The following is a 16,045-nucleotide window of genomic DNA, read 5'->3' on the forward strand; positions in this document are numbered from 1 at the left end:
TGTGGGCGCTCGCGTGGTGATTATAGTGCAGAAAGTCATTAAAATAGCTGATGTGGGCGCTCGTATGGCGATTAAAGTGCAGAAAGTCATTAAAATTGCTGGTGTGGGCGCTCGCGTGGTGATTATAGTGCAGAAAGTCACTAAAATAGCTGATGTGGCGCTCGCGTGGTGATTATAGTGCAGAAAGTCATTAAAATAGCTAATGTGGGCGCTGATATGGGCGCTCGTGCCGCTGCCTTCCTACAATAACTGCGCGAACAATAAAAAGTTGGACGAAACATAAGTTTCGTCCAACTTTTATTTGGGGGCTAACTGGACAGCCCCAAGCTTTTAGTAGATTCAGAAGACTATTCCAGGGCGAGCCTGCTGTTGTCTTTTAAAAGGAACCTGTAGTTGTTCTGCACGAACTCCAGTACTTTATCGCATATGATCCGATGCCCGGCCTCATTGGGATGAATGCCGTCCGAGCATAGAAACTTGGTAAAGTCGGGATGCTCAAGAAAGGCGCCGCGCACATCGATATATTTGGTCTTTGTCATCTCGGCAACCTTCACGATCATGGTGTTGTATCTTTCCTGCCACCAGTAGATTTTGGTAATGCTGCCAAGCCATTTTAAGATGTTTTGCTCAGCAACGGGATCATTTTTGCTGACCCATTTGAAGTAGCTGTCCGCATTAAGCGGAGGAAGACTCATCAGAATCGGCGTAATGTGTTCGGAACGCAGGAAGGAGATGGTCTCCGTCAGCATTTTCTCGAACATATTAAAATCCGTCTTGGGAAGATGCTCCGCATCGGGATTCAGTGCGATCTCATCCCAGTTGAAATCACAGTCATTGCCGCCGTATTCAATCAGTACAATATGAGGCTTCTCCTTCTGGATGTCCTTCTTCAAGTTGGTGACGCCCTTGATCAAGGTATTGCCGAAGCGTGCGGTATTTCGTACCGCACCCATCATCTTTTCCTGCAGGAGCGTTACATAATTATTTTCCAACAGCACATATTTTTTGCGTATCTCGTCATAAATGACGCCTTTGGAGATGGAATCTCCGGTAATCATATATTTGGTTGCAGCGATCGCGTTAATTACATTCTGGTTGTCTCTGTTCATGAGAATCACCCCGCTTCATATCCTGATAATCTTATTTTAGTGGAGCATGGAGATCGATGCAAGGCGAATCTCTATCCGCGGCAGTCCTCAACTCAAAACAGTTGTCTCGTCTTCGGATACTCAAAGCTAGACATAGACTGCACAGAGTGAGAGAATACTAAGAAGATCATGTTTAAAAAGGGAGGACATTTCTTTGCTTCGATTCGGAATTGTCGGAACGAACTGGATCACGGAACGTTTTATTCAAGCGGCGGAAGAGACTGAGCAATTTGAACTGAAAGCGGTATACTCACGGACGGAAGAGAAGGGGAGAGCATTCGCCGCGAAATACAACTACCAACCTACGGTATACACTGATTTAGCAGAGATGGCTTCAAGCGATGAGGTGGATGCTGTCTATATTGCTAGCCCGAACTCGCTGCATGCCGAACAGGCAATTGTGTGCATGAAGCAAGGCAAGCATGTATTGTGCGAGAAGCCGCTGGCATCGAATGTGAAGGAAGTTCAAGCGATGCTGCAAACTGCGAAGGATCATGACGTATTGCTTATGGAAGCAATGAAGTCAACGCTGATGCCGAACTTTAGAGTAATTGCGAACAACTTATACAAGATCGGACGAGTGCGGCGTTATTTTGCAAGCTATTGCCAATACTCCTCCAGATTTGATGCTTTCAAGCAAGGAACAGTACTTAATGCGTTCAAGCCGGAGTTCTCCAATGGAGCGCTGATGGATCTTGGTATTTACTGTATTTATCCGATGGTAGCCCTGTTCGGGAAGCCGGAGCAGGTTCAGGCAAGCGGAATTATGCTCTCCTCCGGTGTGGATGGCGAGGGAAGTATTCTTATGCGTTATTCGGACATGGATGCGGTCGTGATGTATTCCAAGATCTCGGATTCTTATGCTCCCGCAGAGATTCAAGGGGAGAACGGAACCCTGGTTATCGACAAGATCAATCAGCCTTATGATGTGAAAATCTATTATCGTGACGGGACGATTGAGGATTTGCGCCAGCCGCAAATGCAAGAGTCCATGTTCTATGAGGCAAGAGAGTTCATTGAGCTGATTCAGACCGGCAGAAGGGACAGCACAGTCAATACGTTGAACAACTCGCTGATTGTGGCAGAGATTATGGAGGAGGCCCGGCGCCAGATGGGACTGACCTTCCCGGCGGATTTGCGCTAAATGATTGTGCTGCGACAGCACAAAGCGCGATCTCCTGCAGGAACACAGCAGTATAGAACCGTCTAAAGATTGATTCTGCGTGCCGGGGGTAACGTGTGAAGGTTTCTTTCGATCGCTGTTGTTCGTGGATTTCTCTGATTGAAATAGTAGGGTAGAAATCCACTCACAAAGGCGACCGCTCCGCTTCTGCAGCAACCTTCACACTTATACCCTTTTACGCAGGAACTTTAGTTTGGCTTTATAGTGCTGAATGCACTATAGTAGCTCACACACAGCCCTTCATGTGCTGGCAAAGCACTTGAATGTATATACAGGCTTGTCATCTGGCATGTGAGGTGCCGGATGACAAGCCTGTATTCTAAACTTCACGGAGCATGACCGAAATGAGATTGGTCAAGTAGGACGAGTGAAGTTCGGGTCAAGACTAGAATGACGATCGGACAAGCGAAGTCCGGCGCAAAGCCGAAGCATAATGAGTCCGTGTAGCAACTCCAGCCACGCCTCGGTATGCCATCGCGTTCGCGAGTAAAGCGAATCGCGCAAGCTGACATGCCGCAGGTTACAAGCTTATTGCAGCGCAACTATGGCGCAGCCATGTGCAGACTGCATTGCAGTTAAACTGCAATGGCGAAGTAGTCAGGCAAAAGTTTGAAGGGTTGTGAAGAAGCGTTAGCGTTCGCCTTTGTGAGCGGATTTCTCCCTTGTGAGAACTTAGTCCAATTAAAGAAATCCGCGAACAACAGCGATCGTAGCAACTCTTCACACGTTGCCCCATCCAACTAGCCCTAATGTTTAAATGGGGCAGCAGCCTTTTTACGCTAAGATTAGCGCTTGATATACATTTTGTTGTAGTATTCCTCCAGCATCCGCTTGGTAGCAAATGCCTCACGGGTCGTCTCGATGCTCTTACGCATCATTTCTACCCACTTGGCACGGTTCTCATAGTAGGTTGGCAGCACCCGGTTCAAAAGGGTATCATACAGTGCGTCACTGTCATGCTGGTCAAGTACAGCAAAGTCGGTCGTCTCGAAGCCATCGCCGATCTGCCAGCCATTCTCCCCGTCAATGCAGGCTTCCGGCCACCAGCCATCCAGAATGGAGCAGTTCAGTACGCCGTTCATTGCAGCCTTCATACCGGAGGTGCCGCTGGCTTCCAGCGGTCTGCGCGGGTTGTTGAGCCAAATATCTGAGCCCCTTGTTAATTGGGCGCCGATCGTCATGTCGTAGTTCTCAAGGAAGACGACACTCTTCGGATATTTCTTCATCATGGACACAAGATTGCTGACGATTTTCTTGCCGGTGTCGTCCAGCGGGTGCGCCTTCCCGGAGAAGACAATCTGAACCTTGCCGGACTCCAGATACGGTTCAATGATCTCAGGCTGAGAGAAAATCAAATCACTGCGTTTGTAAGGAGCAGCACGGCGGGAGAATCCGATCAGCAGATTGTCTTCATTCAGTGCAATGCCTGAACGCTCCTGGATAAACGCGATCAGCTCACGTTTGATCTCCATGTGCGTCTCCCATAGATCACCGTCATTTTCATAAGCGTCTGTCATCCGCTCATCCACCCAGGTTGGCGTATGAATGGCATTGGTGATTCCGATGATCTCCGAGCGTCCGGCGACTTCCTTCCACATTTTGTTGGAGGTATCCGCATGGAGGGCTGCAACCCCGTTGGAAATACGGGACAGGCGCAGGCCGGCCACCGTCATGTTGAACGGGCTGCCGCCGATGCGTTCCATTTGATCACGTGTCAAGCCGTTAAATGCCGTCATATATTCCAGACGATCCAGGGGATGCGTCTCATTTCCTTCCTTGATCGGTGTGTGCGTCGTGAAGACAACCTCTTCGCGTGTAGCCGTCCAAGCCTCTTCAAAGGTTCGCCCTGCACACATCTTCTCACGGATCAACTCCGTAGCTGCCAGTGCCGCATGTCCCTCATTAAAGTGATAGACATCGATTGGAATTTGAAGCGCACGCATCGCTTTCACACCACCGATACCAAGGACAATCTCCTGAGCAATCCGTTCCTCGCCGAACCATCCGTACAATTGTCCGGTAATCCAAGCATCGCCATTTTCAGGAATGTCTGTATCAAGCAAGTAGAGAGGGGTGTTGCCAAAATGCTCTGTCTTCCAGACCTTGCAGATGACATCGGTATTCCGTACCTTCACCGCAACCTTGACCCCGGTATCCTCCAAAAAATCATATACATAGTTGTGATAGGTATCGTAAGGCTTGCCATGCTCATCAATCCGCTGATCGGTGTATCCCTGCTTCCATTTGATGCCGATGGCTATAATCGGCGCCTCAATATCCTTGGCTCCCTTGATGTAATCCCCAGCCAATATTCCGAGCCCTCCGGCATACATCTTAAAATCGGAATGCAGCCCGTACTCCATGCTGAAGTACGCTACAGTAGGCAATTTTTTCTCACTCATTGCAAAAGCCTCCTCGTATTTTTTTCATAAATACACCGGCAGATGGTTTCGCTCAGAAAGTAGATGAATTTGTGCAAACGTTTGTCCGATAGAAAGCAGCTTGCCAATGTGAAAGCGATTTCGAGAATTATTCTAGCACATTTTATGACGGATGCGATAGGAAATTACACCGATCAACCCAATTTTTTTAAAAAATTATAAAAATCATTATGAATTTAGGAATGTGTTCTCATTTTGAGATCAAACGTTTGCATTGCGAGGCGAAATTGGTGTGCCCCTAACGATTCCGGGAAAGGTGAACCTGCTGTACTTAATCCACTGGGTCGACGTCTTGGAATACTCGCATTTCATCCGCGACCGACTGAATATCCTCAAGACCAAGCTGCAGATAGAGGTAGCCTTCCGCATGCTGCTTTTGCATTGCCCGGCGTTTAATAAACTTGGGACTGGCTTCGCCGCTGTCCTCATCATAAACAAGCAGAATACCGTCACTTTTTCGCAGCAGCAGATCATCCCGGGCAGAGAACTGCCAAGGTCCCAGATAGCCTTCTTTGCTAATGGATGCAAAATAATCCACTTTAGAAATCAAATCGCGGAAATAATGTTGCTTCTCCTCGCTCCACTGCTCCTCCTGACTCTGGAAGGCGGTAATGATGGCGCATTTTAACTCGGGATATTCAAGCTTCAATTCCAGAACCGCCTCGCAGGCCCACAGATCGACGCCATATTGCCCCGGTGTGAGCACCCATTCCAGGCCTTCTTCAGCCAGCGGCAGGAGACGGTCCCTGATCGCCTTGCGTATGTAAGGGATTCCTTCATGCTTATTATTATAGATCCCCAATTCATGGGCACGGTAGCCGGTAATAAGAAGGTTCTTCACGATAGGGTCATCCTTTCGATTGCAGGGCAGTCCGATAAATCTTACAGGTTGTCTGACTATTATATCACTGTTCGGATACATGGTTTATGCTAGTCTGTCACTATAAATGGATATTACTGGAGCGTGAGTGATGAACAAGCGGTATTTTAAAGGCCTTATTCTTTGGATGGTTCTTATACTTACTGCGTGCGGGGCGAGTGAATCTGTAACTGATCTTGCAGAGGCAGGTCCTAGTGAAAGCCGCATCCTCTTGTCCGCAGGCGAAGTAATTCGTCAAGCGGCTGATAACTTTGAGGAGGCAACCAGTTACTCCGTGAAGGGTGAGGCTCAGCAAGAACTAGAGAGAACCCTAAATGGAAAAATATCAATCATGAAGTCTGAAATGATAACGGAAGCCCAGTGGATCAAGCAGGCGTCTCAACATCACATGCTAATAGATATCAAGACAGAAGGAATGCAGCCCACGACAGTGGAGCAATACTTTATTCCCGGTACAGGCCACTTTTCAAGAATTGGAGAAGAGGGTTGGGTCAAGCTCGCAGGAGAGGAACTGGACAGGGGGGTAGCCGATATGCAAATGAACCCGCAAAGCCTGGAGTATCTATTGGGCGTGTTAGAGAGGTTGCAGGACGATGTGCTTTTTATGCAGGAAGGCAATTATTATACAATGACGCTTGAGCTTCCTGAGGAAGAGCTTGTGCGGATAGACGAGATGACGAACGCAGGTCTGGAAGCGAACGAGTCCTCAAACGCGCCCTTATTGACAGCCGCTTATTCAGTAAAGAAGATGAAAGTAGGCTTCAAGGCCAATAAGGACAGCCTTTTGCCACATGAATTATCGATGGAGAGTGAGACAGAGATTGGCGAGGGCGAGAACCTCATGGTGCAAAGAAAGATAGATAGAAGCACCTTCTTCAATTTTAACGGGATAGATACGATAGAACTGCCTCCAGAAGTGATTGAAACAGCGCGATGATGGAGTAGGGACAATTAAAGGTTAGACGATTAACCGATAGTCCAAATCAAAGTCAGTCGTGTTAAACAGGCAGCCATCGGGTTCTCTAGCGGCGGGGCCTGTTAAATCATTATTGAATGATCCTCCAACTAGAATTATGATGGAATTTAAACCATGGGGCAGCACGGCCTCATTCACCGAAATAAAGGAGATCAGAGATGCAAATAAAAGTTGGAGTTATTGGTACGATAGAGTTTGTGCAGCAGGTGCTTCGGGTCATCAAGTCTTTTCCTACCTTTTTGCCCATGACGCGTGTGGCCGGCAATGAAGCCGAGGCCGTAACGGCAGCAGAGGAACTGAGCAGGGAGACGGAGGTCCTCTTGTTGTCCGGAGCCTTGCCGCATCGTGCCGTCAAGCTCACTGCGATGCTGAGCATCCCCGTGTTCTACGTGCCCCTTAACGGGGCTGGTTTATATAAGTCGCTATTTAAGGTATTCCGTGCGGGTAAGCTGGATCGTGGAATTTCCACCGATTCCTTAACGAAGGCGATGGTCACCCGGACGCTGTCAGATCTGGGGCTGGAACGGACGAAGGTGTATGTGTATGACGGTCCGGCGTATGCTTCTGCCAAGCAGCTTGTGGCTTTTCATCGAAACCTGGCGGAATCGGGAAAGTGCGCTATGGTGTTAACGGGGGTAGAACAGGTGGCGGAGCAATTAAACCATTTATCCATTGAAAACGAGGTGATAGCTGCCTCTGATCAGGATATCATCGTGACGTTGGAACGGGCACTCCTCTCCACGGAATCCCGTCGTGGCAAGGAATCGCAGATCGTAGTCGGTATGATTAACGTAGATGACTTCGGCAAGTTAGCCATGAAGCGGAGCAGTGAACATGAAGTTCAGAAGCTGAAGCTGGATATCCATCGGATGCTCCTTCATTATGTGGAACAACTCGACGGCTATTTAACAGCATTGGGTGGAGATGAGTATTTGTTCTTCACTACCCGGGGGATATTCGAGCGTGAGACCGGGGGATACAAGACGATCCCTCTTGCCAAGGAAGCCTATCAGTCCTACGGGATTTCTTTAAGTGTGGGTATCGGCTTCGGGATGTCGGCTAATGACGCCGGGACGAATGCAAGAAGCGCCTTGCGCAAGGCGAAGGATGCAGGTGGCAATGCTTGCTTTATCATTCGGGAAGACTCAACGCTGATTGGTCCGCTGGAAATGGCAAACCCGGTACAGGCGATTCTGGCTCCTACCGATCCTGAACTCATCAGACAAGCCCAGGAGGCAGGCATGACAAGTGCCTATCTCAGCAAGCTGCTTCATCATATGGCCCGATTCCACAAATACGATTACAAGGTTCATGAGCTGGCCGCTCTATTGGGTATCACTGTGCGCAGCACCCATCGCTTGCTGGTGCAATGGATGGATGGGGGCTTAGTGGAAATTGCCGGGTATGAGAAGGTGCCGCGAGGTCGTCCGATGCAAATCTATCGGTTCACGTTCCTTATGGGGAGGTCAGTATAGCAGTCTGCTCTTATATAAAGACGATTTAATCTCCTGTCTTTATATATTTGGTAGCCGTATGCTGAAGAGGAACATACCGAGAGGGGAGCTGTGTGAATGATAACGGTTGAACAATTGGAGGCCAAGCTGGCCGAACCCACAGAAGAACTAGTTAATGACCTGGGTCGAGTATCCGGTGATCTTATCCTGTTGGGAGTAGGGGGGAAGATGGGACCAAGCCTGGCTAAGCTTGCGGTGAATGCTATCCGCGAAGGAGGGCTGAACAAACGGGTCATCGGTGTATCGCGATTCTCCAATGCCGAGGCACGCAAGGAGTTGGATGAGGTCGGTGTAGAGACGATTTCCTGTGAGCTACTGGATGATGAGGCCCTGCGCGCGCTGCCCCATGCTGAAAATGTCATCTACATGGCGGGTAATAAGTTCGGTACGAAGGGCCGGGAGCATTTTACTTGGGCGATGAATACGTATTTGCCGGGAAGAGTGGCGGACAAATTCAAGGATTCTCGCATCGTGGTGTTCTCGTCCGGCAATATTTATCCGTTCCTGCCCGTGTCCGGGGGTGGGGCGGATGAGCAGGTGATGCCGCAGCCGATTGGCGAGTATGCCCAATCTACATTGGGCCGCGAGCGGATCTTTGAGTACCATTCCCATAAGAACGGTACGCCGATGGCGATGTACCGGTTGAATTACGCCATAGACATGCGCTATGGGGTGTTGCTGGAGTTAGCCAGAGCGGTCAACGAAGATCGCGAGATTGATTTAACGATGGGCTTTGCCAATGTGATCTGGCAAGGAGACGCTAATGTGATGGCACTTCGTTGCCTGACACAATGCGACAGTCCTCCGAACATTGTGAATATTACGGGACCGGAGACACTGTCCATTCGCTGGGCAGCGAACGAGTTCGCCAAGCGACTAGGCAAGGAAGCACGGCTGACCGGGGTTGAATCGGAGACGGCACTGCTGAACAATGCCTCCAAGTCCCATCAATTATTTGGATATCCGCGGGTGTCGCTATTACAGATGATGGATTGGACGGCGGAATGGGTGAAGCAGGGCGGGGCAACTTGGAACAAGCCTACCCATTTTCAGGAACGAAAGGGGAATTTCTAAATGCCTAATACGGACAAAGCCAGAACCCTCTCACCGGAACTAAGTGCCGCATTGCATGACGGTCTCGCCATACCGGCCCATCCGCTTGCGCTGGATGAGCATCGTAAGCTGGATGAAGTCAGCCAGCGGGCATTAACCCGATATTACATCGCCAGTGGAGCTGGAGGTATTGCGGTGGGCGTTCATTCCACCCAATTTGAAATTCGCGATCCTGAGCACGATTTGTTTGAAACGGTGTTGAGAATGGCCGCAGAAGAAGTGGAGCGTGCGAAGCTGACTCGTCCTTTCCTGAAGGTAGCGGGAGTTTGCGGTCCAACCGAGCAGGCTTTGCATGAGGTCGATGTGGCTGCTCGCCTTGGCTATGATGCGGTCCTGCTGAGCATGGGCGGGCTGACGGATTGGTCCGAAGCCGACTTGCTAGAGCGCACCCGCCAGGTGGCTGCGCGTATCCCGGTTATCGGCTTCTACCTCCAGCCTTCCGTTGGCGGACGTCGGTTCACCTATGAGTTCTGGTTGCAGTTTGCCGAAATTCCGAATGTCGTGGCGATCAAGATGGCACCGTTCAATCGATACCAAACCCTGGACGTCGCCAGAGCGGTATGCAGTTCATCTCGCCGAGAAGAGATCGCCCTCTATACGGGTAACGACGATAACATTGTGGCTGACTTATTAACTACGTTTCGTTTCGTCGTTGATGGTGTTCCTGTAGAGAAGGCCATTGTTGGAGGATTGCTTGGTCATTGGGCGGTGTGGACGCGTAAAGCGGTAGAATTGCTGGAAGAAATTAAACAGCTTCGGTGTGAAGACACTCTGGCGAGGGAATGGTTGACGCGTGCGGCACAAGTTACCGATACGAATGCAGCCTTCTTCGACCCTGCTCATGCCTTTGCAGGCTGCATCCCAGGCATTCATGAGGTGCTTGTAAGGCAAGGACTTATGAAGGGGATCTGGTGCCTGAACCCTGCGGAGCAGCTTTCTCCTGGTCAAAGTGAAGAGATCGATCGGGTCTATTCGCAGTATCCTCAACTCAATGACGATGAGTTCGTCGCTGCGGGCTTGCAGCAGTGGCGCTCTTTTTCATAGCGGTTATGAGGTTCAAGGATGTCTTTTCCATTATAGGACCCAGCATGATCGGGCCCTCCAGTTCACACACGGCAGGCGCTGTGCGCATTGGCCGAGTGGCCCGGCAAGCGCTGGGCGGCATACCGACGGAAGCAAATATCCGGTTGTACGGTTCTTTTGCCGAGACTTACCGGGGACACGGCACGGACGTTGCGCTGGTTGGCGGGATGCTTGACTTCGCCACGGACGATGAAGCCATTCCTGACGCTTTCCATCATGCGGAGCAAGCGGGCTTAAATATACAACTATACACTGAGAAGAAGCCGGTACCTCATCCTAATACAGTAGACCTGTTGCTTCGGAGTCAAGCGGATGCGATCTCCATTCAGGGCTGCTCCATCGGCGGAGGCAATATTGAAATCTTGAAGGTGAATCGTTTTCCTGTGAAATTTACGGCGATGCAGCCTACACTGCTTATTTTTCATACGGATCGGCCGGGTATGGTTGCGGAAATGTCCGGTGTCCTGCGAAGGGCAGGGGTAAACATTGGACTGATGCAGGTTGTTCGGGAATCCAGGCATGGTAAGGCTCTGACGGTAATAGAGTGCGATCAGCCTCCTGGAGGGACAGTTCTGAGCAAAATTGGCCGAATGGAGAGCGTAAGCAAAGTACGTGTGATCGATCTTATAGGAGAGGGCGGGAGAGCATGAGATTTTCCAGTTTACTTGAGCTTGGGAAATTATGCGAAGATGAGTCGATGTCCATCGGGCAATTGATGATTACGGAGCAGGCAAGGGAATCCGAACAGAGCAGCGAGGCCGTATTTGAGCAGATGGCAGGTTATTATGGGGTGATGAAGGAAGCGGTTCAGAAAGGTCTTATGGACAAACCGAATTCGCGCAGCGGATTGACGGGTGGGGATGCGGGGCGAGTGAAGGCCTATGCCGATCATAAAGTCCCCTCGCTGGGCATCGTGGCTGCTCGTGCGTTGAGCTACGCATTAGCCGTTTCTGAAGTGAACGCCTCCATGGGCCGAATTATTGCTACCCCGACAGCAGGGTCGTGCGGTATCATCCCTGGGGTCTTCGTCAGTATGCAAGAACGGTTTGGATGGGAAGATGAGTTGCTCGTGCACGGTTTGTTTGCCGCCGGAGCTATCGGATATGTGATTGCCAATAATTCGTTTATCTCTGGGGCGGAAGGTGGTTGTCAAGCAGAGGTTGGCTCCGCCATCGGGATGGCAGCGGGGGCGCTGACCGAGATGCGGGGCGGTACACCGGAGCAAGCCATTCACGCTGTAGGGCTGGCACTCAAGAATTGTCTGGGCCTGATCTGTGATCCGGTGGCGGGACTAGTTGAGATCCCCTGCATTGTGCGAAACGGCTTTGGTGCGGTGACAGCTCTTGCAGCCGCGGATATGGCCCTTGCTGGTGTGACCAGCGTCATTCCTTCCGACGAGGTGATTGGCGTCATGCTGGAAGTCGGAAGCAATATGCCTGAAAGGCACCGGGAGACGGCCAAGGGAGGCTTGGCTCAGACGCCGACGGGCCGTAAGATCATGAAGGAATTGGATCGGAAGGGGCCATCGACATGAGCAGGCTGCTTGATCTTGCCCATGAGCACGCAGACAAGTGGACCTGGTTCCGCCGGGAGCTTCACCGTTATCCCGAACGGAGTCTGGAGGAAAAGGAAACGGCGCGAAGAATCAGAGAGCAGCTTGACCACATGGGGATTTCCTATCGCTCAGATGTCGGCGGATACGGAATCGTGGCGGAAATCTCTGGAGGACAGCCAGGACCGACTATCGCTTTACGCGCTGATATGGATGCGCTCCCGATTCAGGAGCAGACGGATTTGGCTTTTGCCTCGGAGAATCCCGGCCTAATGCATGCTTGCGGCCATGACGCCCATACGGCGATACTGCTGGGAGCTATTGAACTATTGGCAGGAGAGCGATTTGCGGGAACAGTGCGCTGCTTGTTCCAGCCAGCCGAAGAAGTGAACACAGGGGCCAAATCCATGATTGCCGAAAAGGTACTTGAAGGTGTTGCGGAAATTTACGGTTTGCACAATCTGCCCACCTTGCCCGCAGGCCATGCAGCTACAAGAAGCGGCCCTATGATGGGCTCTGTGGACCGGATTGAAATTGTCCTGGAAGGCAAGGGGGCTCATGGAGCGATCCCGGATCAAGGCATCGATCCGATTGTGTGTGCGGCTGCGCTTATTCAGTCACTGCAAAGCATCGTCAGCCGGGAGATATCCCCGTTCTCGCCCGTGGTAGTCACGATAGGAGCTGTCCATGCCGGGGAAGCGAACAATGTGATTCCGCAGTATTGTCAGCTTGCCGGTACTGTTCGTACCTTCAATGCCGACGTACAGAAGGGGGTGCCTGCTTCCCTCGAACGTATCGTGCAAGGCATTGCCGCAGCTCATCGCTGTAAGGCAAGCTTGAAATACAATTATCAGGTTCCGGTACTGGTCAATCACGAACGTCAGGTGCAAGCCGTCGAAGCAGTGATTGAGACAACCCTCGGTTCTTCTTATGACTGTATAGCTGAACCCTTGCTGGCGGGGGAGGATTTCTCTGTTTATTTGGAGCAAATCCCGGGTTGCTTCTTCTGGTTGGGCTCGGGTCCGGAGAAGGATGCTGAGCAGGCGTTTGGCCTGCATCATCCTCGATTCGAATTAAACGAAGCGTGCATTCCCGTTGGCATGGCTCTGTTGGCGGGTATCGCATTAAGCAGATTACAACCATCTTCAGGAGGGGCAGACGATGATCTTAGAACCATTTGAAAAGAAGCATGAGGAAGAAATAGTGGCCTTATGGAATGGGGAACTGGGGAAGACATTCCCTATGCAGCTTCGACTCCTTCAGCAAAATTGGACGATGGACCCCCGTCTTCTTAAGGAAGGCTCATGGGTTGCCCGGGATACGTTGGGAGGGAGTATCACAGGGTTTGTTGCGTCCAAGCTTGTCCATCCTCAAGATGGACGCTTCGGGCTCATTCAAGGGCAGGGCTGGATTTCAGCCCTGCTGGTTGCGTCTGCGCAGAGATATCAAGGCACGGGAGGGCTTCTACTCCGTAAGGCGGAAGAGGCGCTGCGGAGTGCCGGGGCCAGTCGGATCGCATTGGGCAACGACCTGCATTTAAGAATGTTCCCGGGGATTCCAAGTGAGCTTGAGCAGGTGAGGCAGTGGTTTGAGCGTAGGGGTTATCTATTTCGGGAAGAGGCCTTTGATTTGCTCAAAACCTATGCGGAGAAGGAACCAACAGATCTGCCTACGTTAGGCGAAGCATCTATGCGAGTGGCTGTCCCGACTGACCGGGCTGCCTTGACGGAGTTCATGGCCAGATGCTTTCCGGGAACGTGGGATCTTCAGCACTGCGACTATTGGGAGCGGGGAGGAACAGGGCAAGAGTATGTCCTTCTGGAACAGCAGGGGAAGCTGATAGGCTTCTGTAGAATGAACACGATACACGCCCCATTACTCGCGCAAAATGTGTACTGGTCGCCTTTACTTGAAGGCGAGCTTGGAGGAGTGGGTCCCTTGGGCATCGATGAGGCATACCGTGGACATCGATACGGATTGTCGATTGTTCAAGGGGCGATTCATTTCTTGAGAACACGCGGGGTCCGTCACATCGTGATTGATACGACCCCGTTTGTGGATTTTTATGGCAAGCTGGGCTATACGGTTTGGAAAAGCTATGCCAAGTATGATAAGCCGCTTTAGACCGGTGTGGGGCGGCTCAAAAAGCGTGGTGAACAAGCTGCCGGAGAGCCGATATGGAGCTGAAACAGCGAGTGTAAGCCCATACCGGCCGCAGCCCCCCCATTGTTCACCACACTCCTAAAGCTCCCCTCCATCAGCGGAATCAGGCTCAGCAAGCCCGATTTCCTGGTACAACGTCTCCTGTAAATAATCATGCAGATAAAACCGGGACAGAACATAGTGGTCCGCCATATCATTGGGCTGAAAGACGCGAAGCGCTTCTTCCATGGCCACTCGGGCGCGGCGCAGCCCGACTCGGGTGATTTGGTAATTGTTCATTAGCGATCGCCATTCCGCCTCGCTCTGAGGGGATAATTGCCAGCGGTAGATATATTTATGAATGGTTCTGGAGCGGTCGGCAGCGGTCTCAAAATCAAGCATCGCCACAATGAGCTCCGCCGTGCTGCGGTTCTTGACCACAGCCTCCAATAGCTTTGGCATGGAGGTGTAATAATCCTCATCGTCATAATTCCCCAACAGGCGCTTAGCCATGTCGATCCCTATGCCGTGAAAGTTCAGCAGGAAACGGTCGATGAATCGGTCCTGCCTAGAGCGCTTCGCGTGCCAGCAGGCGTCCGCGAAGTAAGCCATGGTGTACCACGACGTTTCAAAGGGGCCGTAAGGTACGCCCAGGCTGAAGACGGCCGTCCAGTTCGTCCCGACCAGGCCGGATAGCTGCTGCCGCGTCGCCGCTTCGCTCCATTGATTGATATTCGCCATTCGCTGCTCCACCAGCGGGTAGTTCTGGTCATCTTTGCGGTCGAAGCAACGCACCGATGGAGCGCCCATCACCACGATTCCCATGGCTTGGAGCTTGGCTGCAAGCGGAGAGACCAAGGCTTCAATGTTCTTGCCATTGTAATGCCAGATCATGACACAGACACGCCGGTCAAGTAGATCAAGCTCCTCGTCAGAGCAGGCTGCAAGGACATCCTGCCAGATAATCGGCTGTTTGCCTAGATGGCAAGTGTAATCAATCAGCTTGTTCACAAAGTCCAGGAAAGCCCGGTTTCGGGAGCCGTCATACCGCTCGCGGCATTGGGGACACTCGCATAAACTGTACACTTCGTCACAGCCCAGGTGAAGATAACGGGACCGGGGATGGTGTGCAGCTACTTCTTCAAGCAACTCCGAGACGAGAGTGAAGGATTCTGCGAGACTGGGGCATAGCTCACCAGTAGACGTTGCTGATTCCCGCAGGTGTTGGTACTCTTTTCGGCCTAAAATATACTCCAAATGACCAAACGATTGCTGAAGTGGAATCACTTCGATGAAATGTTGCTCTGCGGTCTCCAACAACTGCTCCAGATGATGGTTGGATAGGGCATGACTTGGGTGACGGAAGTCGGGATGCCGGGAGAACGGAAATTTATCTTCATATTCCACCAGCAGAGCATTGGCCTTGAAGGATGCCAGTATGGGAATATAGTCGATCAGCAGTTCAGGCTTGGAGAACGTCTGCCGCAGATCATAGTTCATACAACGCAGTGGAACATCGGGCCAATCTGTAATATCGGTAGCGGAGAGCGGCCTACCAGAGTCCAGTAATTGCCGCAGGGTATGCAAGCCATAGAAGAGGCCCGCAGCATCATGGGCACCGATGAATACCGATGACTTCCGAATCGCCAACCTATAGCCTTCGGCTGGTAGTTCTTCTACAGAGAATGGAGTCTCCTTAAGGAAGAATTGCAACTCTTCGCCCAGGGAGTGATCCGGCCCCCACAGTAACATATAAGCAAAGGGGGAAGCCTCCGTCAGTTCCGCCCATAACGCTGAGAGGGTTAACTCCTGGATCCATACCTGATCAGGGAACAGAAGCCGCCCCGCCTTGAGCAGCCGTGGGTCCGGGTCGGGGCCCACCAGTATGAAAGGACAACCTTCGTCCAGTGCAAATGGTTCCTCTTCATAGTCCATCCAACGTTGCACAAGCGGAAGTGTAGGGTTCATGACAATTCCTCCTTCATAGCGCCTCTGGCTATGGGAAGCCGCAGG

At 51.4% G+C, this 16,045-nt stretch carries 14 protein-coding genes; 10 read left to right on the forward strand and 4 right to left on the reverse strand.

The genetic code is table 11. From position 1 onward, the window contains the following. The first annotated feature begins 25 nt into the window (after positions 1-25). Positions 26-172 (forward strand): hypothetical protein, encoded by a 147-nt coding sequence (locus KQJ23_RS04870; RefSeq protein WP_216477557.1) that lies wholly within the window; start codon positions 26-28, stop codon positions 170-172. Positions 173-347: 175 nt separating this feature from the next. On the opposite strand, the gene KQJ23_RS04875 is transcribed toward KQJ23_RS04870, so the two are convergent. Beyond that, positions 348-1,109, reverse strand: a complete 762-nt coding sequence (locus tag KQJ23_RS04875; RefSeq protein WP_216477558.1) for an SGNH/GDSL hydrolase family protein — start codon at positions 1,107-1,109, stop codon at positions 348-350. 193 nt (positions 1,110-1,302) lie between these two features. Between KQJ23_RS04875 and KQJ23_RS04880 the strand changes: the two genes are divergently transcribed. Further along, positions 1,303-2,292, forward strand: coding sequence for a Gfo/Idh/MocA family protein (locus KQJ23_RS04880; RefSeq protein WP_216477559.1), 990 nt, complete (start codon positions 1,303-1,305; stop codon positions 2,290-2,292). An 824-nt stretch (positions 2,293-3,116) separates the two neighbouring features. On the opposite strand, the gene glgP is transcribed toward KQJ23_RS04880, so the two are convergent. Together glgP and KQJ23_RS04890 are read right to left on the reverse strand one after the other, a co-directional pair. Continuing rightward, positions 3,117-4,733 (reverse strand): alpha-glucan family phosphorylase, encoded by a 1,617-nt coding sequence (glgP, locus tag KQJ23_RS04885; protein ID WP_216477560.1) that lies wholly within the window; start codon positions 4,731-4,733, stop codon positions 3,117-3,119. Positions 4,734-5,043: 310 nt separating this feature from the next. After that, complete coding sequence (locus KQJ23_RS04890; protein ID WP_216477561.1) at positions 5,044-5,613, reverse strand: SLOG family protein; 570 nt, start codon at positions 5,611-5,613, stop codon at positions 5,044-5,046. A gap of 130 nt (positions 5,614-5,743) precedes the next feature. Here KQJ23_RS04890 and KQJ23_RS04895 point away from each other — a divergent pair, with 130 nt between their 5' ends. From KQJ23_RS04895 to KQJ23_RS04930, 8 genes are all read left to right on the forward strand, one after another. Beyond that, positions 5,744-6,589 (forward strand): DUF6612 family protein, encoded by an 846-nt coding sequence (locus KQJ23_RS04895; protein ID WP_216477562.1) that lies wholly within the window; start codon positions 5,744-5,746, stop codon positions 6,587-6,589. A gap of 197 nt (positions 6,590-6,786) precedes the next feature. Further along, the gene (locus KQJ23_RS04900) at positions 6,787-8,103 is read left to right on the forward strand and encodes a GGDEF domain-containing protein (protein ID WP_216477563.1); all 1,317 of its coding nucleotides are present in this window, start codon (positions 6,787-6,789) and stop codon (positions 8,101-8,103) included. A 96-nt stretch (positions 8,104-8,199) separates the two neighbouring features. Beyond that, a complete protein-coding gene (locus tag KQJ23_RS04905) occupies positions 8,200-9,216 on the forward strand; it encodes an NAD-dependent epimerase/dehydratase family protein (RefSeq protein ID WP_216477564.1) in 1,017 nt (338 codons plus the stop codon). Continuing rightward, positions 9,217-10,299: a dihydrodipicolinate synthase family protein gene (locus tag KQJ23_RS04910; RefSeq protein WP_216477565.1), complete on the forward strand. Its 1,083-nt coding sequence runs from the start codon at positions 9,217-9,219 to the stop codon at positions 10,297-10,299. It begins immediately after the preceding gene. A gap of 5 nt (positions 10,300-10,304) precedes the next feature. Beyond that, complete coding sequence (sdaAB, locus tag KQJ23_RS04915; RefSeq protein WP_216477566.1) at positions 10,305-10,988, forward strand: L-serine ammonia-lyase, iron-sulfur-dependent subunit beta; 684 nt, start codon at positions 10,305-10,307, stop codon at positions 10,986-10,988. After that, positions 10,985-11,872: an L-serine ammonia-lyase, iron-sulfur-dependent, subunit alpha gene (gene sdaAA / locus KQJ23_RS04920; RefSeq protein WP_216477567.1), complete on the forward strand. Its 888-nt coding sequence runs from the start codon at positions 10,985-10,987 to the stop codon at positions 11,870-11,872. The genes sdaAB and sdaAA overlap by 4 nt, the downstream gene beginning before the upstream one ends. Continuing rightward, positions 11,869-13,071: a M20 metallopeptidase family protein gene (locus KQJ23_RS04925; protein ID WP_216477568.1), complete on the forward strand. Its 1,203-nt coding sequence runs from the start codon at positions 11,869-11,871 to the stop codon at positions 13,069-13,071. The genes sdaAA and KQJ23_RS04925 overlap by 4 nt, the downstream gene beginning before the upstream one ends. Then, positions 13,052-14,014 carry a GNAT family N-acetyltransferase gene (locus KQJ23_RS04930; protein WP_216477569.1) on the forward strand — a complete coding sequence of 321 codons (963 nt, stop codon included), beginning with the start codon at positions 13,052-13,054 and terminating at the stop codon, positions 14,012-14,014. The genes KQJ23_RS04925 and KQJ23_RS04930 overlap by 20 nt, the downstream gene beginning before the upstream one ends. Before the next feature lie 117 nt (positions 14,015-14,131). On the opposite strand, the gene KQJ23_RS04935 is transcribed toward KQJ23_RS04930, so the two are convergent. After that, complete coding sequence (locus tag KQJ23_RS04935; protein ID WP_216477570.1) at positions 14,132-16,000, reverse strand: family 20 glycosylhydrolase; 1,869 nt, start codon at positions 15,998-16,000, stop codon at positions 14,132-14,134. Positions 16,001-16,045 lie beyond the last annotated feature (45 nt).

Origin of the sequence: Paenibacillus brevis, from assembly GCF_018919145.1 — a bacterium.
GTDB lineage: Bacteria > Bacillota > Bacilli > Paenibacillales > Paenibacillaceae > Fontibacillus > Fontibacillus brevis.

Coding starts and splice junctions, on each gene's coding strand:
- sdaAB (WP_216477566.1), top strand. CDS start 10,305: ATGAGGTTCAAGGATGTCTTTTCCATTATAGGACCCAGCATGATCGGG.
- sdaAA (WP_216477567.1), top strand. CDS start 10,985: ATGAGATTTTCCAGTTTACTTGAGCTTGGGAAATTATGCGAAGATGAG.
- KQJ23_RS04895 (WP_216477562.1), top strand. CDS start 5,744: ATGAACAAGCGGTATTTTAAAGGCCTTATTCTTTGGATGGTTCTTATA.
- KQJ23_RS04925 (WP_216477568.1), top strand. CDS start 11,869: ATGAGCAGGCTGCTTGATCTTGCCCATGAGCACGCAGACAAGTGGACC.
- KQJ23_RS04935 (WP_216477570.1), bottom strand. CDS start 16,000: ATGAACCCTACACTTCCGCTTGTGCAACGTTGGATGGACTATGAAGAG.
- KQJ23_RS04875 (WP_216477558.1), bottom strand. CDS start 1,109: ATGAACAGAGACAACCAGAATGTAATTAACGCGATCGCTGCAACCAAA.
- KQJ23_RS04905 (WP_216477564.1), top strand. CDS start 8,200: ATGATAACGGTTGAACAATTGGAGGCCAAGCTGGCCGAACCCACAGAA.
- glgP (WP_216477560.1), bottom strand. CDS start 4,733: ATGAGTGAGAAAAAATTGCCTACTGTAGCGTACTTCAGCATGGAGTAC.
- KQJ23_RS04930 (WP_216477569.1), top strand. CDS start 13,052: ATGATCTTAGAACCATTTGAAAAGAAGCATGAGGAAGAAATAGTGGCC.
- KQJ23_RS04910 (WP_216477565.1), top strand. CDS start 9,217: ATGCCTAATACGGACAAAGCCAGAACCCTCTCACCGGAACTAAGTGCC.
- KQJ23_RS04900 (WP_216477563.1), top strand. CDS start 6,787: ATGCAAATAAAAGTTGGAGTTATTGGTACGATAGAGTTTGTGCAGCAG.